At 45.3% G+C, this 15,666-nt stretch carries 15 protein-coding genes; 7 read left to right on the forward strand and 8 right to left on the reverse strand.

The genetic code is table 11. The features are described 5' to 3' along the window. Positions 1–42: 42 nt before the first annotated feature. Positions 43–426, reverse strand: coding sequence for a VOC family protein (locus tag C161_RS05690; protein ID WP_192133516.1), 384 nt, complete (start codon positions 424–426; stop codon positions 43–45). Positions 427–707: 281 nt separating this feature from the next. Between C161_RS05690 and C161_RS05695 the strand changes: the two genes are divergently transcribed. Beyond that, complete coding sequence (locus tag C161_RS05695; protein WP_036668638.1) at positions 708–2,048, forward strand: MFS transporter; 1,341 nt, start codon at positions 708–710, stop codon at positions 2,046–2,048. A 152-nt stretch (positions 2,049–2,200) separates the two neighbouring features. On the opposite strand, the gene C161_RS05700 is transcribed toward C161_RS05695, so the two are convergent. Continuing rightward, on the reverse strand, positions 2,201–2,857 hold the full coding sequence (locus C161_RS05700) for a DUF2625 domain-containing protein (RefSeq protein WP_036668639.1): 657 nt from the start codon (positions 2,855–2,857) through the stop codon (positions 2,201–2,203). A gap of 102 nt (positions 2,858–2,959) precedes the next feature. Here C161_RS05700 and C161_RS05705 point away from each other — a divergent pair, with 102 nt between their 5' ends. Next, on the forward strand, positions 2,960–4,447 hold the full coding sequence (locus tag C161_RS05705; protein WP_036668640.1) for a DUF1565 domain-containing protein: 1,488 nt from the start codon (positions 2,960–2,962) through the stop codon (positions 4,445–4,447). Between the two features lie 130 nt (positions 4,448–4,577). Here the strand turns inward: C161_RS05705 and C161_RS05710 are convergent, their stop codons facing one another. Together C161_RS05710 and C161_RS05715 are read right to left on the reverse strand one after the other, a co-directional pair. Beyond that, entirely contained in the window at positions 4,578–5,561 is a 984-nt protein-coding gene (locus C161_RS05710; RefSeq protein ID WP_036668641.1) for a sensor domain-containing diguanylate cyclase, read from the reverse strand. Between the two features lie 25 nt (positions 5,562–5,586). Further along, complete coding sequence (locus C161_RS05715; protein ID WP_036617433.1) at positions 5,587–6,393, reverse strand: alpha/beta fold hydrolase; 807 nt, start codon at positions 6,391–6,393, stop codon at positions 5,587–5,589. 219 nt (positions 6,394–6,612) lie between these two features. Between C161_RS05715 and C161_RS05720 the strand changes: the two genes are divergently transcribed. Both C161_RS05720 and C161_RS05725 read left to right on the forward strand, forming a co-directional pair. Beyond that, a complete protein-coding gene (locus C161_RS05720) occupies positions 6,613–7,827 on the forward strand; it encodes an MFS transporter (RefSeq protein WP_036668642.1) in 1,215 nt (404 codons plus the stop codon). Next, positions 7,820–8,383, forward strand: a complete 564-nt coding sequence (locus tag C161_RS05725) for a TetR/AcrR family transcriptional regulator (RefSeq protein ID WP_036668643.1) — start codon at positions 7,820–7,822, stop codon at positions 8,381–8,383. Before C161_RS05720 ends, C161_RS05725 begins: the two co-directional genes overlap by 8 nt. 85 nt (positions 8,384–8,468) lie before the next feature. Here C161_RS05725 and C161_RS05730 read toward each other — a convergent pair whose 3' ends face one another. Continuing rightward, positions 8,469–10,103, reverse strand: a complete 1,635-nt coding sequence (locus C161_RS05730) for a DUF1593 domain-containing protein (protein ID WP_036668644.1) — start codon at positions 10,101–10,103, stop codon at positions 8,469–8,471. Between the two features lie 336 nt (positions 10,104–10,439). Here C161_RS05730 and C161_RS05735 point away from each other — a divergent pair, with 336 nt between their 5' ends. Genes C161_RS05735 through C161_RS05745 form a run of 3 tightly spaced genes read left to right on the forward strand, consistent with a single transcriptional unit; the run spans position 10,440 to position 12,383 of the window. Next, positions 10,440–11,090 (forward strand): hypothetical protein, encoded by a 651-nt coding sequence (locus C161_RS05735; protein WP_036668645.1) that lies wholly within the window; start codon positions 10,440–10,442, stop codon positions 11,088–11,090. Between the two features lie 34 nt (positions 11,091–11,124). Beyond that, on the forward strand, positions 11,125–11,682 hold the full coding sequence (locus C161_RS05740; RefSeq protein ID WP_036668647.1) for a DUF1697 domain-containing protein: 558 nt from the start codon (positions 11,125–11,127) through the stop codon (positions 11,680–11,682). Between the two features lie 53 nt (positions 11,683–11,735). Continuing rightward, on the forward strand, positions 11,736–12,383 hold the full coding sequence (locus tag C161_RS05745) for an Imm50 family immunity protein (RefSeq protein WP_036668648.1): 648 nt from the start codon (positions 11,736–11,738) through the stop codon (positions 12,381–12,383). A 122-nt stretch (positions 12,384–12,505) separates the two neighbouring features. Here the strand turns inward: C161_RS05745 and C161_RS05750 are convergent, their stop codons facing one another. From C161_RS05750 to C161_RS05760, 3 genes are all read right to left on the reverse strand, one after another. After that, positions 12,506–12,949, reverse strand: a complete 444-nt coding sequence (locus C161_RS05750) for an Hsp20/alpha crystallin family protein (RefSeq protein ID WP_036668649.1) — start codon at positions 12,947–12,949, stop codon at positions 12,506–12,508. A 191-nt stretch (positions 12,950–13,140) separates the two neighbouring features. Continuing rightward, positions 13,141–14,343: an MFS transporter gene (locus tag C161_RS05755; protein ID WP_036668651.1), complete on the reverse strand. Its 1,203-nt coding sequence runs from the start codon at positions 14,341–14,343 to the stop codon at positions 13,141–13,143. A 318-nt stretch (positions 14,344–14,661) separates the two neighbouring features. Beyond that, positions 14,662–15,621 (reverse strand): helix-turn-helix transcriptional regulator, encoded by a 960-nt coding sequence (locus C161_RS05760; RefSeq protein ID WP_036668652.1) that lies wholly within the window; start codon positions 15,619–15,621, stop codon positions 14,662–14,664. Positions 15,622–15,666 lie beyond the last annotated feature (45 nt).

Genomic DNA, 15,666 nt, shown 5'->3' on the forward strand with positions numbered 1-15,666 from the left:
CAAACAGGCGCCCGTTATCGGAGCGCCTGTTTCTGTATCTAATTATCCCTGTTTGATGCCAAAAGCGATCCAGCGTCCATCAATATCCTCGATCACAAACTCCTTGTTATTATAGTCTGTATGATTGAGGGCACGTACGATTTTCACATCTGCGTTGATCAATTCCTGTTGAAGCTCTTCCTGGTTCTGGGTAATAAAATATGCATCATATCCATAGCCATATAATTCTCTGTTGGGTATGACCTTCTGTCCATTGCTTTGGGTCAAAATAATCTCGGTAAGATCACGATACAGGCAGATATGAGGTTCCGCGGCATCGAGATATTCGACGACCCGAAAGCCCATCTTTTCTTCATAAAACTGCGCGGTTCGATTCATATCAAGCGTCGGAAATACGCTATGGGACATTAATAATGCATGAGTCATGGGTATAATCTCCTTCATTTTAAACATGCTAATTACTTACATATCTAGTTACCTAACCGCTGATCCATCTGCTTATGTATGTTCAATGATCATTTTAGTTAAATTCAGGAAATCCGTCTATTGTTTATTATTAATATTTCTATGCTCATCACACCAAATGAATTAGTATGACATTATTGCCATATGATGAAATGGGGTGTAAAATGATATATTGCTTTTCATCACATTTTCATCAAAGCTCTATCCGACTTCATATTCATACCCAAGACAGGAATGGTACCGTGAAAGATAAAATTGTCATGCCACTCTGGACATGTTGCCTGTTCATCGTTGTGATGAATACCACCATGTTCAACGTTTCTTTGCCAGTCATTATTCATGATCTGCAGATTACCTCGGACCTGGGGTCTTGGGTCATCTCAAGTTATTCAATTGGTTACGCCCTGTCGACGGTGATCTACAGTCGATTGTCAGACCGTATCCCGGTACGCAAACTGTTAACGGTCGGGCTTCTGATCCTGGGGTTATCTTCATTGCTAGGGTTGTTCGCGCATAACTTTGCAATCCTGTTACTGACACGTATTCTGCAATCTGCGGGTGCAGGAGTTATGGCCGGGTTGGGTCTCGTCATTGCAAGTCGTTACATCCCGGTGGAACGACGCGGAGCTGCCATCGCGCTGATCTCATCAGGTAGCGCCATGGCTTTTGGACTTGGCCCCATTGTCGGCGGACTCATTAGCGAGTACTGGGGCTGGAACGGACTTTTTGCCATAACCGTGCTTGTCCTGCTCGCTCTGCCTGTATTGCTCTATTTTCTCCCCCGTGAATCCGTCAAAACAGATCAGCCGTTCGATGTGATTGGTGCCATATTAACCGTCATTAATGCCACTACACTTCTGGTAGCGATCACCCAGCAATCCTGGTTATGGTTCGCCATAGGCGTTATCTCGCTTATTGCACATCTCCTGTATATTCGGAAAGCGAGTCTTCCGTTTGTGAATCCACAAGTGTTCCAAACGCCAGGATACACCCGGTTAATCCTTATCGGATTCTGCGTGCTGGTGGTGAATCTGGGCAATCTGTTTTTGATGCCGCTTGTGCTTGCTGATCTATATGGGCGCTCTTCGCTCGCCATTGGTTTGCTGATTGCTCCTGGGGCAATCGTCGCAGCATTCTGCACCCGTTTCGTCGGGCGTTGGATCGACCGTTATGGCAATATGCGATTTATGATCATTGGACACATCCTGCTCGCAGCGGTACTTGCCTTATTTATGCTCGGACTGGATCAATCCGCCTTGATCATTACCAGTGGTTATCTCTTTTTCTCACCGGCACTGTCAGCCTCCATGGCTTCACTGAATAATGAAGCGTCACGTGTGCTGCCCAAAGCGCAAATCGGTTCCGGTATGGGCATGTTACAATTGATTCAGTTCTTCGGTGGTTCGGTGTCTGTAGCCGTATGTGGGCTGCTGCTACACAGTATTCCGGGAGTCTCGGTCGAGCAAGCTTATCATGTGGTGTATGCTTGTCTGTTGCTCGTCTGCGTTGTTTCACTCGGGTTGACCGTCTGGCATAGCAGAGCTTCACGCTCAAGCATTAAACCTGTTACATTGGACAATTGATAATTGATGTTTAAAGTTCAGAACAAAAAGGCCCGCGCCAAGCGCGAGCCTTTTTTAGTTTGGAACAGAATGCCGTTTTTTTAAAGTAGATCACTCAATGAACTTGAATTTACCGGTTAATTTCCTGATTTCGTCCTACAGCAGCATGCCAACTATTTACCGTCCAGTGCAAACTTCCAGGCCTCCATTATGCTAATTGGGGCTTTACTACTGCTCTCGCCGTCACCTTCCTGCGTCCAAAGTGGTGGGTAATACGCAAATACTTGTCCTGTCTGGAGCTGAGACATATCCTCTTGCCAGCCTTTCCAGCGAAAGGTCCGATAGAACTGCTCCAGATCACCATTCGCCAGCCAGTTGATGAAACCTGAATATGCCAGTTCTGTCGATTCCCATTCGAGTGTATCCGGTGCAAAATAATAAATGTGTCCCGTGCGGCCATACTTGCCTGTATCCAGTCCGAAGAAACCACCTGCCGCATCATATGCAACGACCATCATACCTTCCAGTACATCTACCCAAGGTTGCTCACTTACACCATTCCAACTGGTGAGACTCCCCGATGTACTGTCACCACCCGCACCAAGCAGCGTGATCCAGCCATGGTCCAGTACAATACCTTCTGTCTCATAAGCAACAGCCCCCAAATAGGATTTGGTGCTTATTTGCAGACGATAAAGGGTATCCTCTCCAGCTTCTTGTTTTGCTGGAACATACACATATGTATTTTGCCCACTATCCAGGAGTTCCTTAAGTTCTTCCCATGCGTGATTCTCCCGATCTACTAATTCAGCTATCGTTAATGTATTCATGAGCAGTCTCCTCGCTGATTTTATAAGAGCATATCATGGGTTATTAACCCGTTCAAATCTGCTATAATCTATCTTCAAAGCTAAATTCAAGGGGGAAACGATTTGATTCGCGTAGTTATACTTATGATTCCGATTCTGATGTTGCTTGTATCCGGTTGTCAGAATCATACATCTGCCATGAAGGAACCCGTTTCTGTTCAAAAATCTGATCCCCAGGTCATCCATTACATATCACCCCAAGGAAACGACTCGAATAAAGGAACGATTCAATCTCCTTGGAAAACGTTGCAGCACGCAGCAGACCATGCTTCGCCAGGAAGCACGATCTATTTGCGTGAAGGTGTCTATCATCAGAAAGTCAAAATCATCCGGAGCGGTAATTCTTCCGCTAATCCAACCCTATTTTCAAGTTATCCTCAGGAGCAGGTTATCATTGATGGTAAAGGTTTATCTGTCCGGGGCATTGAAGGGTTGATTGAAATTGAAAATGCCAGTTATATCACGATTCAGAATCTCGAAATTCGTAATTTTACAACCAAACTTGGGGGCCAAGTTCCATCCGGGATCTATGTCCACGGAGCAGGTGAACATATTCAGCTGTTAGGCAACACCATACACGCGATTGCTAGTTACGCAACTCCTGAAGGTCCCGATTTGCGGGGCAGGGATGCCCACGGTATTGCCATATATGGCACAGAGCACCCTCAAGCTTTACGCGATATCATCATCAAGGATAATGAATTGTATGATCTTACACTCGGTTCAAGCGAGTCACTCGCAGTTAACGGTAATGTTGATACCTTTGCCATACAGGACAATATCATCCATGATTCCGATAATATTGGTATTGATCTGATCGGGTACGAGGGTACGTCCGAGGACGATACATACGATCAGGCTCGGAACGGCATTGTACGAGGCAACGAAGTATACGATATTACGTCCAATAACAACCCCTCCTACGGTAAAGACCTGCCCAATGATACCAACTCGGCGGGCGGCATCTATGTAGATGGCGGGAAAGATCATATCATCGACCAGAACCGGGTATATCGGAGCGACATCGGAATTGAGATTGCCTCTGAGCATGCCGGACGTTCAACCAGCAACATTACCGTGCGTGATAACCTGATTTATTCCAACAGATTGACGGGTATTGCCATGGGAGGTTATGACGAGGAACGAGGAGCTACCGAGGACAGCAAGATTATGTACAATACACTTGTGGGGAATGATACCCTGAATGCAGGCAATGGACAGTTATTCATGCAGTCACGGACAAAGAACAATACGTTCATGCGTAACATTCTCGTATCGGGCAGCTCGGAAGTACTGATATACAACGAATATACTAGCAATACCGGCAATATGTTTGACCATAATGTCTATTACTCACCAGGTGAGCAGGAAGATGCCCTGTGGGTTTGGAAAAATAAAGCCTACTCCGGCATCGCTGCCTACATCAAGGGATCTGGCAATGACGCACACTCCATATATGTGAACCCGGCATTTATGGATGAACCGAGCGAAGATTTTCGTCCTCAGGCGAACTCTCCGGCTAAGGCGTATGGTTACCTTGCTCCGCGATAGATTAACCCTGAGTCTGCCATCTCAACTTAGTCAATCTGTGTCACGCAAATAAAAGGAACCTGTGCATGTGGGATCATCTCCCTCATCATACACAGGCTCCTTTTTGCTTTCTTTTGATGCAATCCAATCCTTAACTTCTCACCATCTGAGCTGCATGTGTCACCCGGTTTCGTCCTCCGGTTTTGGAGGCATACAGGGCGTTGTCCGCTCTTTGGAACAAGGACTTTTCCGTATCTTCCTCTACTACAGTGGCAGCACCGATACTCACAGTAATGTTATATTCACCCCAGTCGGCTGAAGCAACCTGTGAACGATATCGTTCTGCAATACCGATCGCCTGCTCCTCTTCACAATCTGGAAGAATGACAACAAATTCCTCTCCACCGTAACGTGCAACCACATCCGTACTTCGCGATACCGTTTGCAGCAGCCCTGCCAGATTGCCAAGCACCAGATCTCCGATCGGATGTCCGTACGTATCATTAATGCTTTTGAAATGATCAATGTCCACAACCAGAAGGGAGAAATAACGTTGTTTCTCCTGGAACATCATCAAACTTTCAAGCATTTTTTCCTGGAAAAACCTGCGGTTCTTCAATCCTGTCAACAAATCGGTGGAGGCCAGTGTCTCCAACTGATCATTCACTTTGATTAACGCCTGCTCTTTAATTTTATATTCCTCATGCAGTCGTTCAAGCTCCTTGTTCGCTTCTTGCGTCGCTTGATACAACTCTTGTAGCTTCGTTTTGGTATGCAAAATATCCTTCTCATGTTCGATTCGCTTACGCATGACTACAACGACACAATCTACCACGCTTTCTCCGTTACGGGTCTGACGAACACCGTTAAGCAGAACGGGAACAGCCTGCTGATCACGGGTACGGAACGTGAAGTACATCTCGTCCACATGTCCATATAACTGGATGTAGGGATAGAAATACGTATGGAAAAACACCTTGTTGCTTACCGACATGGTGGATTCAATATGTTGCCCTATGAGCTCATCGCGTTCATATCCAAGCATCGTAAGCATAGTTTGATTAATCGACTGTACGACGCCCGAATCAGAGATAGAGAAGTATCCACAGGGAGCCAGATCTAATTGTATATCCATGGAATAACTGCCTTTCTTCCGCGTTTTATGCGCTCGTTAAATAATCCTTAATCATTCGGATGGTTTCTTCCGGTTGACTTAGATGCGGATAATGTCCCTTGGCCGTCATCTGTTGCAATCGGCTATTCTTCAGATGAGCGTGTAAATAATCCCCTACTTCTACCGGGGCAATGCTGTCATCCGAGCACTGAAGAATCAATGTTGGCACAGTTGCCTGCTCCAGATCAATACGACAGTCCGATAAAAACGTCACTTCGGCAAATTGTCTCGCAATATGCGGATCTCTGGAGCAGAAGCTTTTCTCCAACTCTTCCGTCAGCTCTTTCCGTTCCGGATTGTTCATCACAATGGGTGCCAGATAACTCGCCCACCCAATAAAATTCATCTGCATCATCTCAAGTAATTCATCGATATCATTCCGATCGAAACCTCCATAATAATTCGGCAGATCATTCACGTAACGTGGGGAGGGCCCTAACATTATAATTTTTTTGAAATATTTGGGGTTCTGAATTGACGCCAGCATACCAATCATACTACTGACGGAATGCCCGACAAATATGGTGTCCTTTAGTTCGAGCGCTTCCATAACTTCCAGCACATCCTGGGCGTATCCTTGAAGGTTGCTATATTTGATAGCATCATAATAGTTAATTTGAGATTCGCCAGATCCAACATAATCAAACAGCACCACACGGTAGTTCTCCATAAAACCTGGAATAATGTAACGCCACATATCCTGATCACATCCAAAACCATGAGCAAATACAATCGTTTGGCTACCCGAGCCAAGTACCTTAACATTATTTCTTACAAGTATATCAACCGTCATTGCATATCACCTCTCCGAGGTAGTATTCACTTGAATCATTTTATCTGATTAGTATACCGGAAAATGTTGGAATATGAATTAAAAATAATTAATAACTTCTCTCATCCACTAAAAAATCATGAACTCCTGCTCTGAATACGCGCTTTACAATCTGACGATCGTCAGGTAAAATCAGTTCAACATGTCGCGCGACAGAGATCAATATTACGGAGGAAAACCATGAGTACTTCAACACATAGCTCTACACCTCAGCAACTCTGGGGAAGATCATTCCTATTTATCATGTTAGCCAACGCATTATTGTTTATGGCATTTGAAATGTTGCTTCCGACCTTGCCTTTGTTTGTCTCAAGTCTTGGTGGCGAAGCCTCCCAAATTGGGCTTGTTACCGGCGTATTTATGTTTTCTGCCATCTTGATTCGACCCTTCACTTCTGTTTTGGCAGCTCGAATAGATAAAAAATATCTATTGATTATCGGCATCACTATCTGTGCATTAATGACAGGCGCATACTACCTATCGTCAGGTATTTGGATGATTCTTGTATTTCGAGTGATCCACGGATTCGGATTTGGTTTGGCAACGACATATTTTGCAACGATTGCCACTGAAAACATACCAAGAGATCGCCGGGGAGAAGGTATGGGGTATTTCGGCGTAGGGGAGACGGTCGCTATATCCATTGGTCCATTGATTGGAACAAGCCTGTTGTTTAGGTACGACTACCAGAGCCTGTTTATGGGAGGTATGTGCATTTTGCTGTTAGCTCTCCTAATGACAGTGTTTGTATCCAGAAAGCCGAAAACAGAAGGTAGTAGCGAGTCTATGCAAACTCATGTCCCTTCGGTGAAACTGATTGAAAAGAAGGTACTCTTCCCTTCCCTTCTCATTATGCTCGTTGGCATTGCAGCGGGTTCAATCATGTCCTTTGTGGCTTTATTTGCCGCCGAAAGAGGGTTCGAGAATATAGCCTGGTTTTTCTTCATCGTTGCCATTGCCAGCTTCGCCGTTCGACTGTTTTCGGGGAAAATGTTTGATCGATGGGGACCAGGTTCCGTGTTGTTACCTTCTGCCGTGTTTGCAATCGCGGGGCTACTGGTTCTGATTATCGCCCAGAGTGATGTGCAATTCCTGATCGCCGGTGCGTTATACGGCTTTGGTTTTGGTGCCATATTCCCGGCGATTCAGACCTGGTGTGTGAATCTTGTAGAAGAACATGAGCACGAAAGTGCGATGGCTTCCTTCTTTAACTTCTTTGACCTCGGAATTGGCGGTGGTTCGTTGATCCTGGGCGTTGTGGCTTCTGCATTTTCCTATACGGTGGTGTATGCTATCTCTATAGGCATTTTTGTGGTATATATCTTGTTATATTTGGTATACTCCCAAAAACAGCAGAGGTATACAGCTCGCCAACTGGAGGTAGACATTGAGTAAAAAACGAATCAAGGAAATTGCCATTCAACATTTTAATCGTCTGGGTTACGAGGGGACCAAGATGGCGCAGATTGCCGAAGAGGCAGGCATTCGCAAGCAATCCCTGGCTTATCATTATTCATCCAAAAAAGCGTTATTGCTGGAGTTATATGAGGAAGTTGTGCAGGAGGAACAACAGTTTGTACGCCAATTCTTCAGCGAGTCTGTTACCCAAACTTTGGATCAGCAGCTATATGCCTTTTTGCATGAACACAAAAATCGCTTTCTGACTCACCCAAACGTTGCTTTTATGTATATCTTGTCTTTTATCACACCGCTGGAGGTGCATGATTTTGTGCTAGCCCAGTATCGAACGTACCTCGGGACACTGAAGGAAGAGCTGGCAGCCGTATTTACCAGACATTCCGATATACGCCTGAGTCCGGAAGAAGCCACCGTAGCTTTTGTCACCGTGATGGATGGATTGGATGTACAGCTCGTGTATGAGACACGGCAATCCTATGAACAAGCTTTGGCAATCACCTGGAATGTCTTCTGGTCAGGCGTCCAGCGTTAACGGATCAATTACGATCAGACTACACAAATAAGAGAGGTGTCCCACCAGCCATGTTGATGACTTTTGGGACAGCCCCTCTATTTCTTTATTTTACGGTTAGGATCACACGTTGATAACGCTTCAACTGATGCTCTCCATCATCCTGTACTTCGGCAACGATATGAAGGGTATCACCCGATTTGGCATCGTCAGGAACGGTAAATGTCACCGCTTCGGTGTCACTGCCCTGTAATTTTATCGTATCCACCTGCTCATCCTTGGCAAGTTCACGATGCAATCCAAGCTGCAGGTCACCCGCCATTTCAGGCTGAACTTTGTTCGGTGTTACTTTGGAATCCTCATAAGTGTCCGCTTCGAAATATCTCCACCACGTATAGGTCAGTTGATCTCCATCCGGGTCTGTGCCTTCCGCGTGAAGAGTAACTTCCTCCCCAGGACTAACACTCAGATCCAGCCCTTCCTTAATCGTTAATGACGGATTATGGTTGGCACCTTCGTAAGTGTCTGCAACTGCCCAGTCTGCACGTGCTGCAAAATCATCCTGCACATCGTCAAACCATCTCATCAGAGAGTATTCGGCTTCATAGCGTTTGGTGTAGGGATCGTAATCAAGCACATTGTTTCTAAACAGCTTGTCGTTCACAACCCCAAAGCGTCCACCCCAACCGCCGTAGGAAGGGTCTTCCATACTGCGCAGCCCATTATCAATCAGATAAAAGAAGGAAGGAGAGTCACCCTCAGATATAAAATCGTACTTGTCATATTGTGGATTGTTCTTCAGATACTCAGCACTTCCCCGTTGTTCTTCGGCTAGTTCGCCTTCGATCATTTTACCATCACCCATCGATGCATACATATCCATCAGCTTGCCATGTCCGTTCAGAATATTCTTGACCATCCAGTCGCCATGAAGCTTACTGTTCACTTCTTCGGCATGCATCTTCCATGCATAGGCAAAATGCCAGAAGTTCGACTGGTCGTTGAGAATGCGGATATCTGGCCAATTCTTCGCAATGTATTCGTTGTAGCTGTCATCCTGATCGAGGATGATGTACAGGACCAGTTTGTCACTGACTTTTTTGCGAATCGTATCCCACTCGGCCGTATCCTTGTACTGTTCTTCAATCGATTTTAGCGCTCGGGCTGTGGTATTGGTGCCCCCCCATGTCTGAACAATCAGGTCTCGGGAGTCATCGTCGAGGAAAAGAGTTTCGAGGAACTCGGAACCTTCGGTTTCCTTCTCCATCTCCCCTTTATCGGATATATTACCGATCTTCGTCATCGCTCGAAGCTGTTCCGGCTCCGGGTACCCATCCGCATGTTTGGATAAGTTCGGGTAGATCTCGCCATAGGCATCGATCATATCGTACACCCACTGTGTGCCTGTCCAGCGGAAGGGTTTGATCCCCTCTTCCTCGTCTCCAGCATAATGATACACCGAGCTGGTCAGTACAATTCCGGCAAGGTCCATTTCATTCGAATATAAGAGGAAACGAATGACGGAGTTCATATCATCCACTTCACCGTCGGTTGTAATCACTGTTCTGCCTTTGGCAGCTTGGTTGTTTGCAGGTTCCTGGGTTTCATTCTCTGTCTGTTCTGTCGGCTGATTCGGTGTGTCACTTACGGTTTGTGGCGCTTTGGATGCGCACCCACTAATCACCAGGATGATACTGAGACAACCTGCGGCAAAACCGTTTAACCATTTTCTCTTGTTCATAATGCTCCCCTTTCTTCTGTACAGCGTGATGTTAGTGTTGGGTTGGAAATAAGTACGTCCTCTGTTTTTTCTATCCTTAATATGGACCGTAGAATGCAAAAAAACCCGAACAACATTATGAATGGAACAAAGTCCACGCATAGTGATGTTCAGGTTTTGCCTGCCCGAAGCAGTAACAATCCTTATTTGAGTGAAAGTATATCATGTCCACTCATGAATGTAAACGTATTCAAATGTTTTTTTGAATTTATCTTTGATATAGTATAATGCTTATAGCCAAGAATCAAACGAATCGGCCTGTTATTATATCAATGTTATTAGGAGGACTCAGACATCATGCAACAACTGGATGCGGCCTTAAGCCGTTTGGTGGAACAGCAGGATTTATATAATGAAGCTTATGGACTTTTCAAAAATCATGATCTGCGTCCCCGCGAACAACATCACCAGCCGGAAGTGGATACACGAATACCTCTTTCTCCAGAACTTCAGTATCTGTACAATCATTATGAAATGATGGATGCGGATGCGGAAGGTACACTCAAAATGAAAAATGCCGCCGTCGAAATCGGTGATGCCGCACTTATTTCCTTTGTCGCACCTGAACATCTGCTTCGTCAGCAACTGGGGTTCCGCTGGATTGGCATGAATGAACCTTATGAGGAGTCCTCCACTTGGCCAAAAACTCACGTTGTCATCGCAAACTTTAACGATGATCCGTTAATTGTAGATGTGGAAGCACCAAACTCTCCCGTATATGCCGCTTTTACAGGTGGAGAACCAAACCGTGTTGCTGATTCACTATCAGACTTTTTCAGTGCACTAGCCATCCTGATTGAAGCGGCGCGTACCTATGCCGGAGAAGTAAAAGATGAAGAAACCTATGAAACCAAGCCCCAGTATCTGGAGCAAGTGGAACCTTTATTGCAAGATCTGTTGGGAGAAGAGTATACTGCTCATCTGTTCGAATATCTGTCCTTTTGTTAAAACAGTGAATTGAAGGAATTGGAGGGGCGCCCATATGATCTATGTGGCTTTGCTACGAGGCATTAATGTAGGCGGGAACAATAAAATTAATATGAAGCAGCTGAAAGAAACATTTGAACAAGCAGGCATGCTGGATGTCGTTACCTATATCAATTCTGGCAATATTATTTTTGCCGATCATCAGGAACGTGCCGATGCAAATTGGGAGATATCCCATGTGTTAGAACAGGCCATCGCCGCCGATTTTGGCTTACAGATCAGGGTAATGGTGCGGAATATGGATGAAATCCAAAGTGTTATTCAGGCACTGCCAGAAGAATGGGTTAATGATGACACAGCCAAAAGTGATGTGATGTTCCTCTGGGATGAGATCAATGAGCCCTCCGTGCTGGACCAGCTGCCCATCAAACCGGGAATCGGCACACTAATCTATGTTCCCGGAGCGATTTTATACTCAGTCAGCAGAGAAGATGCATCCAAAAGTGGCATGAACAAGCTTGTGGGATCCAAAGTATATGCCTATATGACGGTTAGAAATGTGAATACCACACGTAAGATATATGCCCTGATGCAAGCAGCAGCAGAGAAATAATACAGACAGGTGGAGATGATGCCACGCAGCTTGTGGCAATTGGAGGTAGTCTAATGAACAGAGCATGGACATTAAACGTCAGCGTCCGATCCGTAGAGCGGGAACCATTCTGGTATGCACCCCAGACTCCCTGGCAGATACAGGGACAAGGTTTTCGAGTGAAATTCCATACCAATAGGGCAATCGACTTGCTTGCTCAAGATCAACTGCTTGTTACCGTTGGTGAGGAAGGTACCGCGAACTGGGCTGCTTTTATCGGAACAGTCGTGGAATGCGAACCAGACTCTCTCCTGCTCTATACAAGTCCTCAGTACGAGGCACAGTTAATGGATATTCGGAGGTTGGAACGTGAATTTTCTCCTTTGGCTTCCATCCTCGGAGCGCAACATGTAATCGAAACTCTGGGCTATTTCCCTCCCTTCCATTATGACGAAATTACGGATGTGCAGCTGGAAACAGTCCAAAATATACAATCCCTCTCTCTTGTGCTAACGCATAATGCTGATCAGGAATGGGAACAGCAGGTGCACTTCCATTTTGAACATATTCAGCAAGAGATGTTCTCCCCTGTGGAGGCATCTAACGTTTGTTTACAGCTAAGTTTCACTTATGCAGCCGATCAGATCCGTGTTAACTTGGATGCCGTATCCGGCTTCTCCGCTACATTCCTATGCAGCACAATTCATATTCAATTCCATTAACCCGGTTATGTAAAAAATCCCTTCATGGGACAACATGACAAAACATCTTTACAGATGTTCTTCCATGCCTATTACCATAAAGGGATAGCTCAACTTCTTCAGCTACACATTTTGCATCTGGTTTAGTCAATTTGAATGCGTCTGCGAGATTGATCATCACCAGGACGTTTCGGAATCTCGAGCTTCAGCACACCTTCTTCCAATCTGGCCTTAATGTGCTCCTCATCAATATGATCAACATAGAATCGACGGATAAATTCGCCGGAACGGCGTTCCTGCCGTATGATTCGATTGGAGTCATCCTTCTGCTCCACTACATCATTGCGTTTGGCACGAATAATCAACTCATTACCTTGAACCTGAATGTCTATGTCCTCTTTGGCGATGCCCGGAAGCTCGGCTTCTACCGAATATTTGTCTTCTTCCTCACGAATGTCGGTCCGGAATGGCTGGGAGCCAGTTCCAAAAGGGGAGAGGAATGAGTTCTCAACCATGTCATTGAAGGATTTCAACATGTGTCCGAACGGGTCTTCATTTCGTTTACGAAACGGAATCAGATCAAACATGAAAATCAGCTCCTTTTGTGTGGTTGGTTTATTGGTGTTGCTTACATTGATTATTATAATACCCTTGCAAATAAGGCTCAAAGTCTGTAAAAGACGAAAAAAACCGATTTTCTTTCATCATGGTTCACTATTTTAAAATAGATCCTTTTTTCTTTTATTTTGACCTTATTTGATCTTCTGACTTTGTCTGACTATAACGAATGAATGGGGTCCGTTACAGTATTGGATTCATTCTTCCGCATTCCCATCATCATGATTGCCAGCAAGACAACCAGAACAGCTACGAACATAAATGGAACATGTTTGTCCACCTGATAAAGTGTCGTTGTAAGTAAAGGCGTAATGACGGCGGATATCCCCTGAATCGCTGCTACCAATCCCGCTGCACCTCCCTGCTGTTCTTTGCTAACTGCCAGCGAAGCACCTGCCATGAACCCCGGCATCATCAGACCCGAACCCATGCCAAACAGGAAAAACGAGAAATAATACATGGATAACACATTAAAGACCAAAAACAGGATCATACTTGCGATCAGGAAAAGGGACCCGAACAAAATCATTGGGCGTGGCTTCCATTTCAACCATTTCATCTGAATGACCTGCATGATCAACATCGCTGCTCCAGAGAACATGAGTCCAAACGAAACCATTCGGGCCGTCCCCGCTGAGGATAGAGCCAGTTGATCCTGAAAATAAAATCCCCCGACAACCTGTAGTGTCATGATACCCATCATCGTGACTAAGCCGGCAGCAAGGTACATTCGTAAACCACGTTGGAACGGGTTGACTTTAGGCGGTTTTGCCTGAATGACCGGTTTGGCTGACGGGATTAACAACAAGGCAATGATAAACGCAGCTATCGCTATAAAAATGCCAAAATAAAGCGGCCAGAGCAGACCGATAAGGGTAAAAGCTCCTGCAATCGCAGGTCCAAATACAAGGCCCAGTCCATTCGCAGCACTGATAATCGCCATCCCACTTCCCCGATCTTCACCTTCTGTCACATCACCCATATAGGCTTGGGCAGAAGACAGCACCGCCGGAATGAACATGCCGATCAGACTGCGCGTCACAATCAGAAGGGTTAACAGGAGCCCCCCTCCGATCCATGCATTTAATCCCCCGTACAATGCCAGTGCAAATAATGCACAGCTCACGGACATACCTATGAATCCAATCAATATAATTGGTTTTCTTCCTCTTATATCACTCCATCTGCCCCATACCGGAGCCATGACAGCCATCATAATGGACCCAAGCGAGATAATAAGACCGGAATGGCTTTCTTTCATGCCCAACTCGCGAATAAGTGGTGGCATAATGGGTGCAATCAGCATCAGACCCAACATGGCTGCAAATACGCTAAAAAAAATACTTCCTCTGATTCTATTCATGTTTGTACACTCCTCTATATTTCAGTACAGTACCCACTGTACCTGGAGTATACAAGGCTGAGAGAATTCTTACTGCCTCTATACGGAACAATTCACGGCAAGACGGATTTATTAATCTTATTTTTTAAATAAGATCAACCCTTAAAACTTTACACCAGACCACTACGATTACAGTACCATCTTCCGATCGCTGTTATCACCGGATTTCCGTGATTCCCTTCTATTAAAGGGAGAAATCCGTTGATAAAGGCGAACGCTCCGCTTCTCCAGACTGGTTCTGCACTCTTCGTTCTCGTGTAAAGTTTCTGTTCATCTTATTTAATAAATCTTTTTCATCTCTGAGGGCTTCACGCCGAATTTGCGATAAAATTGCTGCGAAAAGGCACTGACATTGCTGTAACCGACCGCAATCGCGGCCTCGGTGACGTTGTTATTCTGATTGCGCAACAACTTCATGGCGTTGTCGAGACGAACCTGACGCAAATATTCGAACACCGTGCTTCCGAAAAGTGCCTTGAATCCTTTTTTTAATTTAAAATCGTTAAGACCCACCTGTCTGGACAATGCTAGCAAAGATGGAGGATCTACCATACAAGCCTCCATAATCTCCCGTGCCGTATGTAACTTCCGGATGTCCTCTCTGGAGAATCCCGCGGGAATTGGCGCCAGATCAAACAATTGGATCATAAATCGATTCAAGATCTCCAACGCTGTCGCTTCCATCATTAAGGATGATCGATAACTGTTGTTTAATTCTACAATCAGACTGTCAATCATCGTTCGTATCCGGTTATCCAATTGAAATACAATCGGCTTGAACACTTTTCGTCCCAACACCTGATTAAACGCAATCGACTTGAAACCGCCCAGTTGTGCCGCAGCATAATTGAACAGAGAAACCGGAATCCCCAGCGAAAAGGACGTATACAGCTCCCTTGCCGGAGGATGGAACCACGCTTCGAAATCATGCATAAAAATAAGGGCCCCTTGCCCTATCGATAATGAATAATCCTGACCGGATATATCCACATTTCGCTCTCCTGACAAGGCAAATTGCAATTCCACAATGGGCGTTTCGGACGCAAAATACGTAGGATAAGGCTGATGATATTCAACCTGGGAATATAAAATCTCAATGCCACTGTATGTCGTTACTCTTTTAATATTACCACTGCCCGCCTTGGGAGAGAGCAGATACGTGTGTTCATCTTGCTGACTGTAAGGTTCCTGGGTCAGGTAATGCTGATATACTACGCCTAATGCATCATGCGTGCGCATGGGTATTCACCTCACCTATATCTTGATCAGACTTGTCAGTAAAGA

The organism is Paenibacillus sp. FSL R5-192 (assembly GCF_000517845.1).
Lineage (GTDB): Bacteria > Bacillota > Bacilli > Paenibacillales > Paenibacillaceae > Paenibacillus > Paenibacillus amylolyticus.

Coding starts and splice junctions, on each gene's coding strand:
- C161_RS05690 (WP_192133516.1), bottom strand. CDS start 426: ATGACTCATGCATTATTAATGTCCCATAGCGTATTTCCGACGCTTGAT.
- C161_RS05700 (WP_036668639.1), bottom strand. CDS start 2,857: ATGAATACATTAACGATAGCTGAATTAGTAGATCGGGAGAATCACGCA.
- C161_RS05710 (WP_036668641.1), bottom strand. CDS start 5,561: ATGGATATACAATTAGATCTGGCTCCCTGTGGATACTTCTCTATCTCT.
- C161_RS05715 (WP_036617433.1), bottom strand. CDS start 6,393: ATGACGGTTGATATACTTGTAAGAAATAATGTTAAGGTACTTGGCTCG.
- C161_RS05720 (WP_036668642.1), top strand. CDS start 6,613: ATGAGTACTTCAACACATAGCTCTACACCTCAGCAACTCTGGGGAAGA.
- C161_RS05730 (WP_036668644.1), bottom strand. CDS start 10,103: ATGAACAAGAGAAAATGGTTAAACGGTTTTGCCGCAGGTTGTCTCAGT.
- C161_RS05735 (WP_036668645.1), top strand. CDS start 10,440: ATGCAACAACTGGATGCGGCCTTAAGCCGTTTGGTGGAACAGCAGGAT.
- C161_RS05740 (WP_036668647.1), top strand. CDS start 11,125: ATGATCTATGTGGCTTTGCTACGAGGCATTAATGTAGGCGGGAACAAT.
- C161_RS05745 (WP_036668648.1), top strand. CDS start 11,736: ATGAACAGAGCATGGACATTAAACGTCAGCGTCCGATCCGTAGAGCGG.
- C161_RS05750 (WP_036668649.1), bottom strand. CDS start 12,949: ATGTTTGATCTGATTCCGTTTCGTAAACGAAATGAAGACCCGTTCGGA.
- C161_RS05755 (WP_036668651.1), bottom strand. CDS start 14,343: ATGAATAGAATCAGAGGAAGTATTTTTTTTAGCGTATTTGCAGCCATG.
- C161_RS05760 (WP_036668652.1), bottom strand. CDS start 15,621: ATGCGCACGCATGATGCATTAGGCGTAGTATATCAGCATTACCTGACC.